This window comes from Streptomyces sp. NBC_01465, from assembly GCF_036227325.1.
Classification (GTDB): Bacteria; Actinomycetota; Actinomycetes; order Streptomycetales; family Streptomycetaceae; genus Streptomyces.
Map to the genome: position 1 here is coordinate 2,702,452 of NZ_CP109467.1, position 13,116 is coordinate 2,715,567.

Consider the following 13,116-nt stretch of genomic DNA (forward strand, 5'->3'; position numbering starts at 1 on the left):
GGCTAGGCGTCGCGCTTGGTGGCGGGCAGTGCGGGATCGGTGTGCAGTCGCCGGGCGGCGGCGTGCAGTTTGGCGTCCAGGACCGCGGGCGCCTGGTTGGTCAGGGAGTGCAGGGCGACCGCGGCGGCGATGATGACGTCGGCCAGTTCTTGCGCCACGTCGTGGGTGGTGTGGGTCGTGCCTTTGCGGGGGTTCTGGCCGGTGCTGCCGATGTACGCGGCGGCGACTTCGCCCGCTTCCTCGGTGACCTTCAGCAGGCGCATGGCGATCTCGTGTTCGCCGGTGCCGTTGGCCTGGTTCAAGGTGGCGGTGATGTGGGCCACGATCGGCCACAGGGCGGTGTTCATATGGACTTCCTCTCAGCGGTGGGGAGTTCGGGCAGTCCCGCCTTGGTGAGGGCGGCGGGGTCGTAGCCGGGGAGGGTGGCGCGGGTGATGAGCGCGGTGGCGAGCTGTTCCGCGTACGCGGCGCCCGCCCGTGCGGATTCGATCTGGGCTCCGGCGCGCAGGGCTTCCACGCGCTCGATGTGCGCGTGCTCCTGGTGCCGTTCGGTGGTGTGCCGCTCGTGCGCCAGGGCCTCGCGTCGGTCGGTGCGCCAGTAGCGGGCCGCGAGCCCGTAGGCGACGGCCGTCGCGAGGACCCACAGCAGCAGCGGGAGCGAGATGCCGTCCGCGTACCCGGCGACCCCCGCGAGGGCGAGGCCTCCGGAGGTGGCGAAGCAGGTTCCGGCGATCACGCTGTCGCCGGACCAGCCCTTGGAGGAGGCGGCGCCGGCCGCCGCCGATCCGGTGGCGAGGACGACCATCAACGCGGCGTTGCCGACGGAGTGTTCGGCGCCGTTGGCATTCCAGATCCGCCCCAGGATCAGCACCGTGGAGGTGGCCAGCGCGGGGGCGGCTTTGGGGGCGATGAGGGTGAGCAGGTTGTGGGCGAGGATCGGTTCGTTCATGACCGGGCTTCTCCTCTACAGGTTGGGGATGGCGTCGATGACGGCGCGGGTCAGTTGGTTGATGGGACCTGCGGCGCCGGTGGAAGCGAGGTAGAAGCCGAAGAGCACGGCGACGAACGCGGCCCCGTAGCCGAGGGTGTTGGAGCGCAGCAGGAAGAACAGGACCAGGCCGAAGAGGAAGACCAGGGAGACGGTCAGGGCCACGGCAGGCTCCTTTCGGATCAGTGCGGGCGGTGGGTGCAGACGGTGCGGTGCTCTATCCGGTGTCGCATCTCAGCGGCCACCCGCATCAGTTCCTCCACGGTCACGCGGACCGTGGCGCTGGCTGCGGTGTCCGGGAGGGAGCGGAAGTCCTGCCCTTCGTCGACGACGACGATGACGGGCGGGGCCGATGTCGCGGGGGTGTTGGGCATGGCGGGGTGCTCCTTGGGGGTCATCGGGTGCCGTCGCGGTGGATGCGGGCGGCGAGGTTGTAGAGGTGGCGGCCGACGCGTATCCGTTTGCCGTGGCCCTTGCAGCGGCGGCAGTCCTTGCCGCGCCGGGCTGTGCCGCGGCGGGTGATTTTCACGATGTGGCCGTGGCCCTTGCACTTGCGGCAGTTGCCGAACGGGCTCGCCGCACACACCGACGCGTAACACAGCGTGACTGCGAACAGGCAGGCGATAGCCAGGAGAACAGGGGGCATGAGAGGCCTCCACGGGCGGGTTTCAGGGGTTTCCGCAGGTGGGCCGCTATGTACTAGCGACCTGATCAGACGGGGTTTGGGGCGCTATCGGGGCCGCTATCGATAGCGGGGTGCGCCGATATCGATAGCGGCCCCGAGCGGTCAGCTCGCGTCCCGCTTTCCGTCACGCTCCGCAATCGCGGTGGTGAGGTGTGAGCGGTCGATGCCGCGCTTGTTGGTGAACTTGCCTTCGATCCGGCGGCCCACCTGGATGGTGGCGATGCCGTGCGGCTTGAGGGCCGCGGCGAGCCCGTCGGGCTCCCAGCCGTCGTAGACCTCGGGGCGCAGGTCGGCGAGGCGGGCCACGACGGTCTCCGACCAGACCTTGGTTTCCTTGACCGGGATGACGGCGAGCAGGTCGGAGAGCAGGTCGTAGCCGCCGACCACGACCTGCGGCTCCTCCCCGAGCGCGTACCCGGACAGGGTTCCGGCGCTCTCGCGGACCTTGCGGGCGCGGGCGGCGATGCGGTCGGCGCCGGGGCCGTCCACGTACGCGGAGCCCACGATGCGGGCATCGGAGCCTTCACCGACGAAGTAGTGAATGCCCTTGTCGCCCCAGGCGAACATGGTCGCCCGCACCCCGCGCTTGTAGGCGGAGGTGCCCAGCACCATGTCGTTCTCCAGCTGGCCCATGACCTTCAGGCACCAGCGGGCGGAGGCGTTCGCCGAGATGCCGGTGGGCAGGGCCTTCGCGTCGGGTCGCTGGGTGGCGAGTAGGAGGACGATGCCGGTGGCCGGGCCGCGTTTGACCAGGTCAGTGGCGATTTCCTCGAACTCGTCCTTGTGCTTGGGGTGCTCGAACAGCACCTGGCACTCGTCCACCCCGATCACGATCGGGTGCAGACCGAGCGAGCGCTTGTCGGCCAGCTCGCTGGTCACCTTCGACTCTGGGCAGATGTCCCGGGGCAGGGAGCGGATCACCTTGGTGCGCCGTCGCAGTTCCTCGCGCAGTGCGCGGAAGTCCGCCAGCGCATACGCGATCGCCTCGTCGTCGTCGCCCGCCGCGTGCCGGTGGGAGACGGCGTTGCCGACCGGGTCCAGGTCGCCGGTGCCCTTCATGTCGTAGGTGTGCAGCTCAGCTCGCGGATCCAGGGCCGCGATCAGCAGCAGCAGACGCAGCAGGAACGTCTTGCCCATGCGCGGGATGGCGCCGATGATGCCCGCGATGTACATCAAGGTGACCTCGACCCAGCGTCCCCGCTGGTCGGTGCCGTACGCGACGGGCTTGAACAGGTTCACGCTGCCGCTGTTCAGCAGCGGCCACTTGGGCTTCTTCGCGGTCGACATGTCCTCATCGCCGACCCACAGCACCAGGTGCCCGGTGTGCTCGTTGGGCACCGCCTCGGGCCACACGCAGCCCAGCGGGCGGCGCAGCCCGGAGGCGAGGCGGTCGCGGCGCTCGATGACGTCGGTCACGGTCACGCCGTAGGGCAGGTTGCCCTCCGCCCGCCAGCCGGGACCGTCCCGGGTGATCGGGGCGGTGAACTCGAACCCGTCCCGGCCCTTGCCCTGCGCCTGGTTGATCGCCGGAATGCCGAGGGCTCCCAGCGCGCGCAGCACAATGTCGCTGGTGAGCTTGACCGCCTTGGGCATCTCGACCGCCCGGTGGATGACCGGGTCATCCGCCTTGCCGCCGGCGACCCCGAGCGCCATCGTGACCGCGCCCACGGACACGGCCTGAAGCCAGCCCGGAGCCAGCACGTAGAGGGCGAGCGCGGCACCGACTCCGATGAACGTCGCCAGCACCATGGCCAGGGTCCGCAGCCGGACCCGGCCATCACGCTGCCGCGACAGCTTGAGGTACTCGCCCGCGTCCTCGCGGCGAACCGCGGCCAGGCGCACCGGCTCGCCCTCCCGGTCGGCCATCCACCGCATGGAAGCGCCCACGAACTTCGCCGCACCGGACGGCGCCTGAAGGGCGAGCCGCAGAGCGTAGACCGGGGAGCGCAGCGCGTGGTAGCCGAGGGTGTGGACGTAGTGGCGGGCCACCCACCCGGTGGCGGTCTTCAGCTCCGCCACGGACCGCAGCCACAGCGGAACGACCGGGCGCCGCTGGGCAGCGAGCAGGCGACCCAGGTAGCCGGGGCCGGTCGCCTTCGCGGCCGGAGGATCCACCATCACGGGCGCGGTGGGGTCGCCCGACTCCCCCGACCACGGTCCGGGTGTCGGATCGGGCGACGGGGCACCAAAGGAGTCGGGGGCGGAGTCGACCGACCCGGTCGGGTCAGAGTCGGGGGCGGGTGTGGCCGACTGGTCGCGGGCGGTGCGGGCCGACTTCAGGTCGACCACCTCACCGCCCAAGTCGGGGGCCATCTCGGCTTCGAGCCGGTTGAAGAGTTCGTTGTCGTCGTCGGGGTGCTTCACTGAAGGTCCTTCCGAAAGGGAGTGGAAGGGGTCCGGACGGCGCTTTGGACGGCCTACCGTCCGGACCCCGCTGTGCCTGTGCGTGCCCCGGGCCGGAGTCGAACCGGTCCTGCGACCATCGGGGCTGTCGTGCTGTTCAAGCGGCGAGGATGCGGCGCGCGGCCTCGCGGACCGGTCGCTGGTTGTCCTCGAACGACGCCGCGAGGTCCTTCGCGAAGCCAAGGGCGATCTCCGCCTCCACGGTCGTGATCGGCACGCCATCGAGGTAGCCGCCGTACATGAAGCCGGTCTGGGCGATGACGTCCTGCGCGGTCGCGGCGGGCTCGTTGTCGATCCACCTGCCGTACGTGATGAGCTCGTGGGCGGCGTGCCGGGCCATGCGGAGTCGGCCTTCGATACGGCGCTGTACGCGACGACGCCGGTTACGGTCCTCGCGGCGCTGTTCGGCGGTGATGGGGGCGACGGGCTGTTCGGTGCGGCTGGTCATCTCGGTCTCCTCGTGCGATGGACGGTCAGGCGGCGGAGGGTGTGGTGAGCTGCGGGGCAAGGTTGGATTCGGTGCGGTATGCCTCGCTCTCGTGCGCGGTCAGCAGCCGGTCGTAGCGGCGTGCCTCGCGCCGGGGCATCGGCTCGATGCCGAGGTTCTCGCGCAGCGAGGCGGTGATCAGCTCGCGCACTCCGTGGCGGGTGAACTGCACGGTGTGCACGAGCTCGTGCACGAGGGTTTCCGCGATCACGGTCGAGTTGGTGACCTGGCGGGCATTCAGCAGCACCACCGCCCCGGACGGGGCGAGCAGGGCCTTGCCGTAGGCGCGGCGGTCCTCGCGGCGCAGCTCGCGCTGCGCCTTCGCCCGCACCTTCGGCGTGACGCTCGCCCCGGTGACCGCGGCCGCGTAGTCGACGGTGAGTTCGGTCATCCCTTCAGGGGTGGTGAGCACGATCTCGACATTCGGCAGGCGACCGGGAACGTGGCGCTCGACCAGGCGGGCCGCGTACGGGGCCAGGTACTGCACTTCGCGCAGGATGTGACGCTGCCCGAACAGCCGGTGCGTGGTGACCTTCATCGGTCAATCTCCTTCAGCAGGTGAGGTGTTCAGGCGGCGTGCTGGTCGCGGGAGGCTGCGGGGGCCAGGTCGGCCCAGTCGGCGCGGATGCTCTTCAGCGGGTGGACGATGGAGCCGTCCACCCGGATCGGCATGTGCAGACCGATGAAGTCGGTGCCGCAGGCGATGACCAGCGGACGGTTCGGACCGGCCGCCCACACGGTCAGCGGTTCATGACCGACCGCTCCGCCCGCGGTGCCCCAGCGGGCCAGCAGGCGGGGCGAGAAGTGGGCTTCCTGCCGCAGGTCGGGGGCGCCGGCCAGCGCGTCCGTGAGGACGTTGCGCCACAGCCACTTCGGGTTGTCGCTGCGCCAGGGACTGCCCAGCTCCTGGTCGTCCAGCGTCGGCACAGCCAGCGTCTGGCGTCCGGCTGTCACGCTGAGCACGTCGTCGTACATCCCCCTGACGTAGTCCAGGTAGATCGGCTCGCGCCGGTTCAGCCGGACGAAGGCACGCACCGACTTGAGCGCATCGGCCGTCACGAACGCCTCCCACTCCCGCTCCGGTCCCGCCTCCAACGGGCGCTTGACCACGGCGAGGGTGTGCCGGTCGGTGGCGACCGCGTACAGGTGCGTCCCGGTGGCCTCGAAGTAGATGCCGTTCAGATGCGGGATGTCATGCCTCAGCGGGTGCATGTGACCGCTGAGCTGGTTCAGCAGGTGCGGGAAGTCCGCGATCGGGCCGATCATGCCGCGTCTCCTTCGCTCTGGCCCGGGGCGGGCAGATCGAACAGCCCGCCCTGGTCGGTGGTCGGTGCGGGGGCGTGCTCACGTCGGGCGATGCGGCGGGCGGCGGCGAAGCACTCCGGGCACCACGCCCGCAGCTCGCTGCCCGGAAGGGCAGCGGCCTGGCGGTCGGGGGTGAGCGGGTCGGCGGCAGCCGCGATCAGCCGCACCGGCCGGTTGGCCGCGTAGGTGTTGTGCTCGCGCGGGCAGCGGCCTTCGGTCTTGGCGTGCGGAGAACCGCACGCCCCGGCGCAGGTGCAGCGACCGCCGGCCGCCGCCATCACGGTGCGGAACAGGTCGGCGGCCACGATGGGATCGGACATCACGCAGCCACCTCCCCGCCGTTGCCGTCGTCGTCCACGGCGTGCAGCCGCTTGCCCTCCGCCCGCTCCCCCAGCAGCGCATCGCGCAGCGCACGGGAGTTGGCAGCCGAACAGCGCAGCGTGGTCCGCAGGGCCTCCGCGTTGATCTCCGCGTCCGCCCATGTGGCGGTGGCCGTGCGGGCCTCGGCGAGCAACTCCGCCGCCGTCCGTGCACCCTTCGACGCCTTCGCCTTCGGGGCGCGCTTGCGCGGCACCTTGGGCGCCCGGTCCTTGTCCGGCTCGGTGTTCGGCGGGGGGAGGGGCGGCAGCTCCTCACTCGGCGGGTTCAGCTCTCCGAGTTTGAGCAACACGCGCTCGGGGCGCGGGGTCTTGGACCTCCACCGCCACCCGTGCTCCTGGCGCAGCTGCGCGCGGGCCAGCTGCCGCTCCCGCTCCTTGGCGAGGGCCTCGGAGTAGGAGGTGATCTCCCACAGCGTCATCCGCCGCCACAGGGCGAAGGTGGAGGGGAAGGCCAGCAGCCACCGGGAGCGGCGGATCTTCTCCATCCGCCGTCCGGTCACCGCACCGATCCGTGAGGCGTAGATGTGGGCGGCGATCTCGGAGAAGACCACCCACAGCAGCGGCATCGTGCCATGCGCGACCTTCGCGGACAGCGAATGCCCGGCCGCCACGTTCAGCCCGCACGTGATCAGAGTCAGCACCCACGGCACGAACCGCACCCACGCAAGAGGCATGTCGGTGCGGATCAGTAGCAGGTTGGCCAGGGTGAACACCGGGATGGCGACGTCGATACCGATCGGCAGCATCCACGGAGCACTGAAGCCCCAGGACAGTGCGGCGGCTGACACGGAGTCGAAGGACGATGCCAGACCCAGCACGCCAACTCCGGCCGCGGCGGCGATACCCACCCCGGCCAAGCCCAGTTCAGGGCGGGTCAGCGGCGGCACCCGCGGTGGCGTCGTCTCGATGGCTGCCGTCATGACGTCGCCCCCTCTGCGAGGGGAGCGTTGGTCATGCCGGTCAGGGCGGCGATGTCCGCACCGGTCAGGACGGTGTGCTCGTTCATCGCATGCGCCACGGTGCGGATCTCGCGCCAGAGGTAGCCGACCTTGCGGCGGGCCATCCCGCGCACCATCCCCCAGGACTTGCCGCCCTCGGGTACGTAGGTGCGACCGATGCGGTAGCCGAACTCGGCGAGCACGTCGATGGCCTGCTCTCGGTCATGCGGGGAGGCGCAGGCAGCTGCCCGGTCCGGGGTCCACAGGCCGCAGGTCATCAGGTACAGCACGTGGCAGATCTCTCCGGCCGCCGCCTGCGCGGCGAACTGCCACTGGTCGACATTGCACGTCCCCCACGTGGTGTTCCCGGTGACCGTCCACTTGTCGGGTTCGGGGGACCAGGCGATGACCTCGCTGGTCTGGACGTGCATGCCGTAGGCCATACCGAGCACGGCGTGACCGGCCTCATGGAACGCGAGGCCCAAACGGGCCTGCTCGTAGCTGAGCGGCATGTGGAGCGTCGGCCGGGGCGTACCCCGGTGGTCCGCCAGCAGTTCCGGGGCGGGGGCGGTGGCCCTCATGCCGCCACCCCCTTGCCGCGCCGGGTGATGCCCAGCGGGAGGGCGTGTGCCGTGCTGCGGGAGAGCGGGCGGATCAGTAGGGCGACGTTGAACAGCTCCGGCGCGTAGGTCTCGATGGCCTGCGCGGCGACCTGGCTGACGCGGTCCGGCAGGCCGGGGTCCTCGGCGAGGATGTCGCGGGCCGCGTCCTCGCGGGCCAGGCGGTCCAACTCGCTCTCGCCCTCCACCCCGAGCCACAGCTCAACGGGGGTGCCAAGGGCGAGTTCGATGAAGTCGTCGGTGCTGACGACCTGGTGGCGGCCGATGTAGGCACGCATAGGGATCACTCCTGATGTCGAAGGGACGCAGAGCCCGTACGGCCGCCCGGCTTTGGCGAGACGGCGACCGCACGGGGAGACAGGAAGGAACAGGGCCCGCTGCAGCAGCGGCGGGCGGCGCCCCGGGCGGGATTTGATCCCGCGCCCTCACGGCGAATTGCCGGGGCGGTGGTGCGTGGTCACGCCGTGCGAGACGGTCCCGGGCTCGCGGCTCGGGCCCCGTCTCCCACGACGGTCAAGCGATGACGCGAAGGGCGTTGCCGCCGGGTTGGTCCAACCCGGGCAGCGCCGGAAGCAATCGGCGGATCACAACAACCTCCAGATCCGGAGGGATCAGGGCTTCGCCGGCGGGCCGTTTGCGACGGCCTTCCGGTCCCGAGCCTGCGAGTCGGTGCGTCATCGTCACTGCTCTGACGCCAGCAGGGCGGCGCGCATCAGGTGGCACCCGCGGGGCTGTCCTCCAGTGATGAAGGCATGCTCCCCAAGAGCGTTTCTCCAGAGCTGACGCGCGGGCAAGGCTCGTTCCCCTGCCACGAAGTGGCCGCCGGCGGCCGTCACCCGGGCCGTTGCGGGGACGGGAAGTCTCATCCCGTCGCATGTCGCACTGTTCAGTTCTCAAGGAACGGACGCTTCCTTCGAGCCCGTCTCACGGAGCCCTCCGGGCGCTGATGCAGTACCTGTATTACAGGTACTGCATCGAGTTCCGTCAAGTGCATCGGCGGAACTTCTTCTCTTCGCGCCGGGACTTCTTGGCGCACCATCAGAATCGGTGCAGGTCAGGGGAGTTGGTCACCCCACGCCTGGACAGCTTGTGGTCAGCTCGCTACCGTCAAGAGCTCCCAAGAAGTCCCTCGGGGGTCCAGATGTCCAACGAACGTCTGCGTTCAGCTCTCTTGGCTCAGGGCATGACCCTGAACGGCCTGGCCGAAGCGATTGAGGTCAACCCGAAGACGGTCGAGCGTTGGATCACGCAGGGGAAGGTGCCGTACCGACGGCATCAGTACGCCACGGCCTCCGTGTTGAAGGTCGACGTGACGACGCTGTGGGACGACTCCCGCAACCAGGAGTCCTCAGCAGACCTGAGCAAGGCCGAGATCGCGGCTGTCTACCCGCATCGGCACGTCGTGCCGTCGAACCTGTGGCGCGAGATGTGCCAACGCGCTATGCAGCGCATCGACATCCTCGTGTACGCCGGTATCTACCTGGCGGAAGATCCGCTCTTCTTCTCGACATTGAAGGCGAAGGCAGAGAGCGGCGTCCGCATCCGCGTACTGATGGGCGACCCGACGTGCGAAGCCGTCATCCGGCGCGGCATCGACGAAGGGCATCGCATCATGGATGGCAAGATCCGCAATGCCCTGGTCAACTACCGCCCGCTCCTCACCAGCCACCCCGAGATCGAATTCCGGCTGCACGACACCGTGCTCTACAACTCGATCTACTGCGCAGATGACGAGATGTTGGCCAACACCCACGTGTACGGGATCGGCGCGTACATGGCGCCTGTGCTGCACCTGCGTCGGCTTCCCGGAGGTGGTCTGTTCGACACCTTTGCGAATAGCGTTCAGCAGACCTGGGAAGGCGCCAGGCCGGTGACCGAACACGACATCACGGGAGCTTGAGCATGGGACGCATCGACTACCTGCACGACCCAGACGGTCCGGCACCCAACTCGGTCGTGCCCTCCGTCGTGGCGTTCGTCCAGAACGACGCTGGTCAGGTGCTGCTGATCCAGCGGTCCGACAACGGCCGATGGGCCCTGCCCGGTGGTGGCCACGACGTCGGCGAGTCCATCAGCGACACCGTGGTGCGCGAGGTCTGGGAAGAGACCGGGGTCAAGGCCGAAGTCATCGACATGTCCGGGATCTACACCGACCCCGGCCACGTGATGTTGTACAGCGACGGCGAGGCCCGGCAGCAATTCAGCATCTGTTTCCGCGCCCGGCCGGTCGGCGGTGACGTCCGTACGAGCGACGAAACGACACAGGTCCGCTGGGTGGACCCAGCGGACCTGTCGGAGTACGACATCCACTCCACCATGCGGCTTCGCATCGAGCACGCGATGGACCGGAAGCGGCCGACGCCCTATATCGGCTGACGCTCCACCGCGGCGAGTCGGTCGAGCACACGGGCCGTACTCGCCAGAATCTCCGGTTCAGCACGGCGGATGAACGTACCGATCAGGCTGTCCGGCCCGTACCGCCCGGCAATCTCGTTCACCCGGTCCACGGGGTTCGTGGGGGTACCGTCCGGAGTCGTGTTCATGTCGCAGTAGCAGAGCGCGTCATTGAGGCTGGCCGGTTCCCGGGGAAACTCCGCTTCCAACTCCGCGCGCATGCCCCGCGCTTCGGCCTCCATCCATGAACACGAGTGGTGCGCCACCAGGTGCACGATCCGTTCGTCTGCCCGCGCTACGTCCCGCAGGTACCGCGCGCCGTCCAACGGATGAAAGCCCGTCTTGGCGAGGTCGGGCGCATAGCCGATGTCGTGCAGCAGCGCTGCCGCCTCCAACAGATCAGCGTCTTCCCCGAGGATTGGCGCGAGGGTTCGTGCTCTCTCCGCCACACCCTCCGAGTGACGCCACCGACGCGGCAGCGGCTCAGCAAGGAGCGATTCGGCAAGGGGGTGGGCCCACTCAGTCAGTCCCGTGGCACTCAAGCTACGAACTCTCCTCTCCATGGGGCAGGGCCCGCACCGTACGGAGCTTGCCCTGTCCTCCTTCTGACAGCAGCCCGGCCGCTTCCATCTTCTCCAGGGCCTTGCTGACCGTCAGCCTCGCGACGCCAAGTTCAGCACTCAGTGCGGAAGCACTCGGAAACGCTTCCCCCACCTTGAGCCCCCTATCCGTGATCAGGGCGGTAAGCCGTTCGGCCAATGGCCGGCGGTCCGTCGAGTCCCCGCTCCGGACCACGCGCCAGCGACCACCGGGTACCGCCTCCGCGCGGCCTTCTTCACGGAGTACCCCGAATGCCCGAATGACCACGCCCCGGGAAACGTCATGCGCTGCCATCACATCGGCGATCAGCGGCAGGTTCTCCATCTCCGGGTCAGCATCGATCTGCCCCTTCACCGCTTGCGCCACTGTGAGGTACGTCCCCCGGGCACTGGCCTGCTGCGACACTGGCTCTCCTTCTCCGCATGCCGTCGTCAGACGCAAGCCTCGCACGGGTTGCCCCGCAGGTGACAGCCTCAATGCGGTCCCGGCTCTACTCTCGGCTCCCGCCTCATTCATCACCGTCCGCGCTCGTTCATGGGGGTTCAGGATGGCTCCTTTGTATGGCTTGGATCATGGTTTTGGCCCTGAGGGGCCCGATGTTCTATCCCTGACTCCCGGTGCAAACCACCGATACAGCCGATGGCACCGGGACCGATCCGCCTCTACCCGCAGGGCCGCAGAACGCAGCGCGTACCGCTCGGACAGACGGAGTGTCCGGGTCCAGGGCTTCCCAAGTAGGACATGCGTCAACCGAGTCACGGAACGCAGCAAGGAAACCAGCCACAGAGCCGAGAATGAATTCAGCCAGGCCATCTCTCGCACTAGCCCCCCACCTGCGACAGAGCAACTGCGCCAGACACACAATTTGGCCATAGACCCCTCCAAGTCGCAGACCAATTCTGAACACCGGCCAGCAGGGCCGATTGGCGAAGACATCAAAACTCCCGACTGTCAATACCGTCGCCATTCCGCCATTCTTGATGGATCACACTCAAGCGCGACCAAGACGGAACCATTACCTGAACTCCGCTTGTAGGATTCCCCAGGTCACATTTTGTGATCACGGGGGGGGTGGGAGACATGGCCGGTCCGCTCAATTCGGAAAGTGGCCCTGCTGAACAGCTCTTGGAGCACAAGACGGCGATCCTGGAACTACAATCCCAGATCCAGAGCAGGAAGCGCGAACTCCGAACCCTGTACGGCGCCAGATTTATCGCAGTGTTCTCATTCGTCGCAATCTATGTTGCAACTACGGCAACATGGCGCGCAGTCGATATGGCCAACGTCAACAGGATCGCAATACCACTGGCCGGCCTGTGTGGGCTTTGCGCGATATACCTAGGCCGCAAAGAGAGACGCCGTACGACAGAAACGCATCACGAGGAGGGGACGAACCAAACGGAACGGAACTCGATTCGGAAGCTTGAACTGAATCTTGAGATTGCCGAAGAACATCGGCTCCTCCACGCGTTCACTCTCGGGGTACCTGTAGAGCAGCGTCAGTTCTCGTACAAGGATTCACTCCCAAAGGAGCTCGACCAGCTAAGAACGGACGCACAACACTATCGAAGACTCCACAACGCGTTTCAGTCTGTCATCATCCTTGGCTCCCTTGGAACTACCACTGCTGCAAGCCTGGCCGAAACTCCGTCGTATCTGAAATGGGTAACTGTCGGCCTCAGTTTTGCAGTCGGGGCCTCGGCAGGGTTCACGGGGTACTTCAAGTACCGCGAGCGGAGCTTCTACCTGCAACAGACCGCTGATGCGATAGAGCAACACACCGCAGCGTTTGAGCTCGGTATCCCTCCGTACGCCGGAGGAGATGAAATGGACAACCTGTCGAAGCTGACGAAGGAGGTTGAGTCACTCCGCGTCGAGCAGCGCAAACGGGAACAGCAACTGGACCAGCCGCATGAAGGTCGCGACGGGACCGTCTGAAGTATTCCAGCGAACAGGGGGATCTGATCCTATGCAGCGCACTACGAAACGATGGCTCCTGTCGCCACTGACTCAATGGCGCGCACAGAGGTTCACGAAACAACAGGGTGCCGGGATGGACGTTCAGACTGCCTGGGTACTTGTACGACTAAGAAGGAACCCAGCCGAGGCGGATTATGCACTGTCCGAAAGCGCGCTACCCGTCAGCGCGGACTCTGGAGTTCGGTTCGACGAATGGTCCACCCTGCCGAACAGCGAAATAAGACGACGCGGAAAGTGGCTCGCCCGTCACGGCAAATCTCCTTTCCAACTCCTCGAGATAAGCAGCGACTTTATAGTTCGCGCGGGCATCGAGGTGACAGACTGGGGTACGCCACC

Annotated in this window: 18 protein-coding genes; 3 read left to right on the forward strand and 15 right to left on the reverse strand. The window is 67.7% G+C overall.

Going from position 1 to position 13,116, the window contains the following annotated elements:
• Nucleotides 1-2 precede the first annotated feature (2 nt).
• The 13 genes from OG707_RS12400 to OG707_RS12460 form a co-directional block, all read right to left on the reverse strand.
• A complete protein-coding gene (locus tag OG707_RS12400; protein WP_329117455.1) occupies nucleotides 3-347 on the reverse strand; it encodes a MazG-like family protein in 345 nt (114 codons plus the stop codon).
• On the reverse strand, nucleotides 344-949 hold the full coding sequence (locus tag OG707_RS12405; protein WP_329117457.1) for a hypothetical protein: 606 nt from the start codon (nucleotides 947-949) through the stop codon (nucleotides 344-346). Before OG707_RS12405 ends, OG707_RS12400 begins: the two co-directional genes overlap by 4 nt.
• Before the next feature lie 15 nt (nucleotides 950-964).
• The gene (locus OG707_RS12410) at nucleotides 965-1,153 is read right to left on the reverse strand and encodes a hypothetical protein (protein WP_329117459.1); all 189 of its coding nucleotides are present in this window, start codon (nucleotides 1,151-1,153) and stop codon (nucleotides 965-967) included.
• Nucleotides 1,154-1,170: 17 nt separating this feature from the next.
• Entirely contained in the window at nucleotides 1,171-1,362 is a 192-nt protein-coding gene (locus tag OG707_RS12415; protein WP_329117461.1) for a hypothetical protein, read from the reverse strand.
• A gap of 20 nt (nucleotides 1,363-1,382) precedes the next feature.
• On the reverse strand, nucleotides 1,383-1,634 hold the full coding sequence (locus tag OG707_RS12420) for a hypothetical protein (RefSeq protein WP_329117463.1): 252 nt from the start codon (nucleotides 1,632-1,634) through the stop codon (nucleotides 1,383-1,385).
• A gap of 141 nt (nucleotides 1,635-1,775) precedes the next feature.
• Nucleotides 1,776-4,037 (reverse strand): cell division protein FtsK, encoded by a 2,262-nt coding sequence (locus OG707_RS12425; RefSeq protein WP_329117465.1) that lies wholly within the window; start codon nucleotides 4,035-4,037, stop codon nucleotides 1,776-1,778.
• Nucleotides 4,038-4,173: 136 nt separating this feature from the next.
• On the reverse strand, nucleotides 4,174-4,524 hold the full coding sequence (locus OG707_RS12430; protein ID WP_329117467.1) for a hypothetical protein: 351 nt from the start codon (nucleotides 4,522-4,524) through the stop codon (nucleotides 4,174-4,176).
• Nucleotides 4,525-4,549: 25 nt separating this feature from the next.
• Nucleotides 4,550-5,101, reverse strand: a complete 552-nt coding sequence (locus OG707_RS12435; protein WP_329117468.1) for a hypothetical protein — start codon at nucleotides 5,099-5,101, stop codon at nucleotides 4,550-4,552.
• Nucleotides 5,102-5,130: 29 nt separating this feature from the next.
• Nucleotides 5,131-5,829, reverse strand: coding sequence for a hypothetical protein (locus tag OG707_RS12440; protein WP_329117470.1), 699 nt, complete (start codon nucleotides 5,827-5,829; stop codon nucleotides 5,131-5,133).
• Complete coding sequence (locus OG707_RS12445) at nucleotides 5,826-6,188, reverse strand: hypothetical protein (RefSeq protein ID WP_329117472.1); 363 nt, start codon at nucleotides 6,186-6,188, stop codon at nucleotides 5,826-5,828. The genes OG707_RS12440 and OG707_RS12445 overlap by 4 nt, the downstream gene beginning before the upstream one ends.
• The gene (locus tag OG707_RS12450) at nucleotides 6,188-7,168 is read right to left on the reverse strand and encodes a DUF2637 domain-containing protein (protein WP_329117474.1); all 981 of its coding nucleotides are present in this window, start codon (nucleotides 7,166-7,168) and stop codon (nucleotides 6,188-6,190) included. Before OG707_RS12450 ends, OG707_RS12445 begins: the two co-directional genes overlap by 1 nt.
• Nucleotides 7,165-7,767: a hypothetical protein gene (locus tag OG707_RS12455; RefSeq protein WP_329117475.1), complete on the reverse strand. Its 603-nt coding sequence runs from the start codon at nucleotides 7,765-7,767 to the stop codon at nucleotides 7,165-7,167. The genes OG707_RS12450 and OG707_RS12455 overlap by 4 nt, the downstream gene beginning before the upstream one ends.
• Nucleotides 7,764-8,084: a hypothetical protein gene (locus tag OG707_RS12460; protein WP_329117477.1), complete on the reverse strand. Its 321-nt coding sequence runs from the start codon at nucleotides 8,082-8,084 to the stop codon at nucleotides 7,764-7,766. Before OG707_RS12460 ends, OG707_RS12455 begins: the two co-directional genes overlap by 4 nt.
• A gap of 863 nt (nucleotides 8,085-8,947) precedes the next feature.
• Between OG707_RS12460 and OG707_RS12465 the strand changes: the two genes are divergently transcribed.
• Both OG707_RS12465 and OG707_RS12470 read left to right on the forward strand, forming a co-directional pair.
• A complete protein-coding gene (locus OG707_RS12465; protein ID WP_329117479.1) occupies nucleotides 8,948-9,706 on the forward strand; it encodes an XRE family transcriptional regulator in 759 nt (252 codons plus the stop codon).
• Nucleotides 9,707-9,708: 2 nt separating this feature from the next.
• Entirely contained in the window at nucleotides 9,709-10,182 is a 474-nt protein-coding gene (locus tag OG707_RS12470) for an NUDIX domain-containing protein (protein ID WP_329117481.1), read from the forward strand.
• Here OG707_RS12470 and OG707_RS12475 read toward each other — a convergent pair.
• Nucleotides 10,170-10,742, reverse strand: coding sequence for an HD domain-containing protein (locus OG707_RS12475; protein ID WP_329117483.1), 573 nt, complete (start codon nucleotides 10,740-10,742; stop codon nucleotides 10,170-10,172). The genes OG707_RS12470 and OG707_RS12475 overlap by 13 nt on opposite strands.
• 1 nt (nucleotide 10,743) lies before the next feature.
• Complete coding sequence (locus OG707_RS12480) at nucleotides 10,744-11,205, reverse strand: GntR family transcriptional regulator (RefSeq protein ID WP_329117485.1); 462 nt, start codon at nucleotides 11,203-11,205, stop codon at nucleotides 10,744-10,746.
• 675 nt (nucleotides 11,206-11,880) lie between these two features.
• Between OG707_RS12480 and OG707_RS12485 the strand changes: the two genes are divergently transcribed.
• Nucleotides 11,881-12,738 carry a DUF4231 domain-containing protein gene (locus OG707_RS12485; protein ID WP_329117487.1) on the forward strand — a complete coding sequence of 286 codons (858 nt, stop codon included), beginning with the start codon at nucleotides 11,881-11,883 and terminating at the stop codon, nucleotides 12,736-12,738.
• The last annotated feature ends 378 nt before the right edge of the window (nucleotides 12,739-13,116 follow it).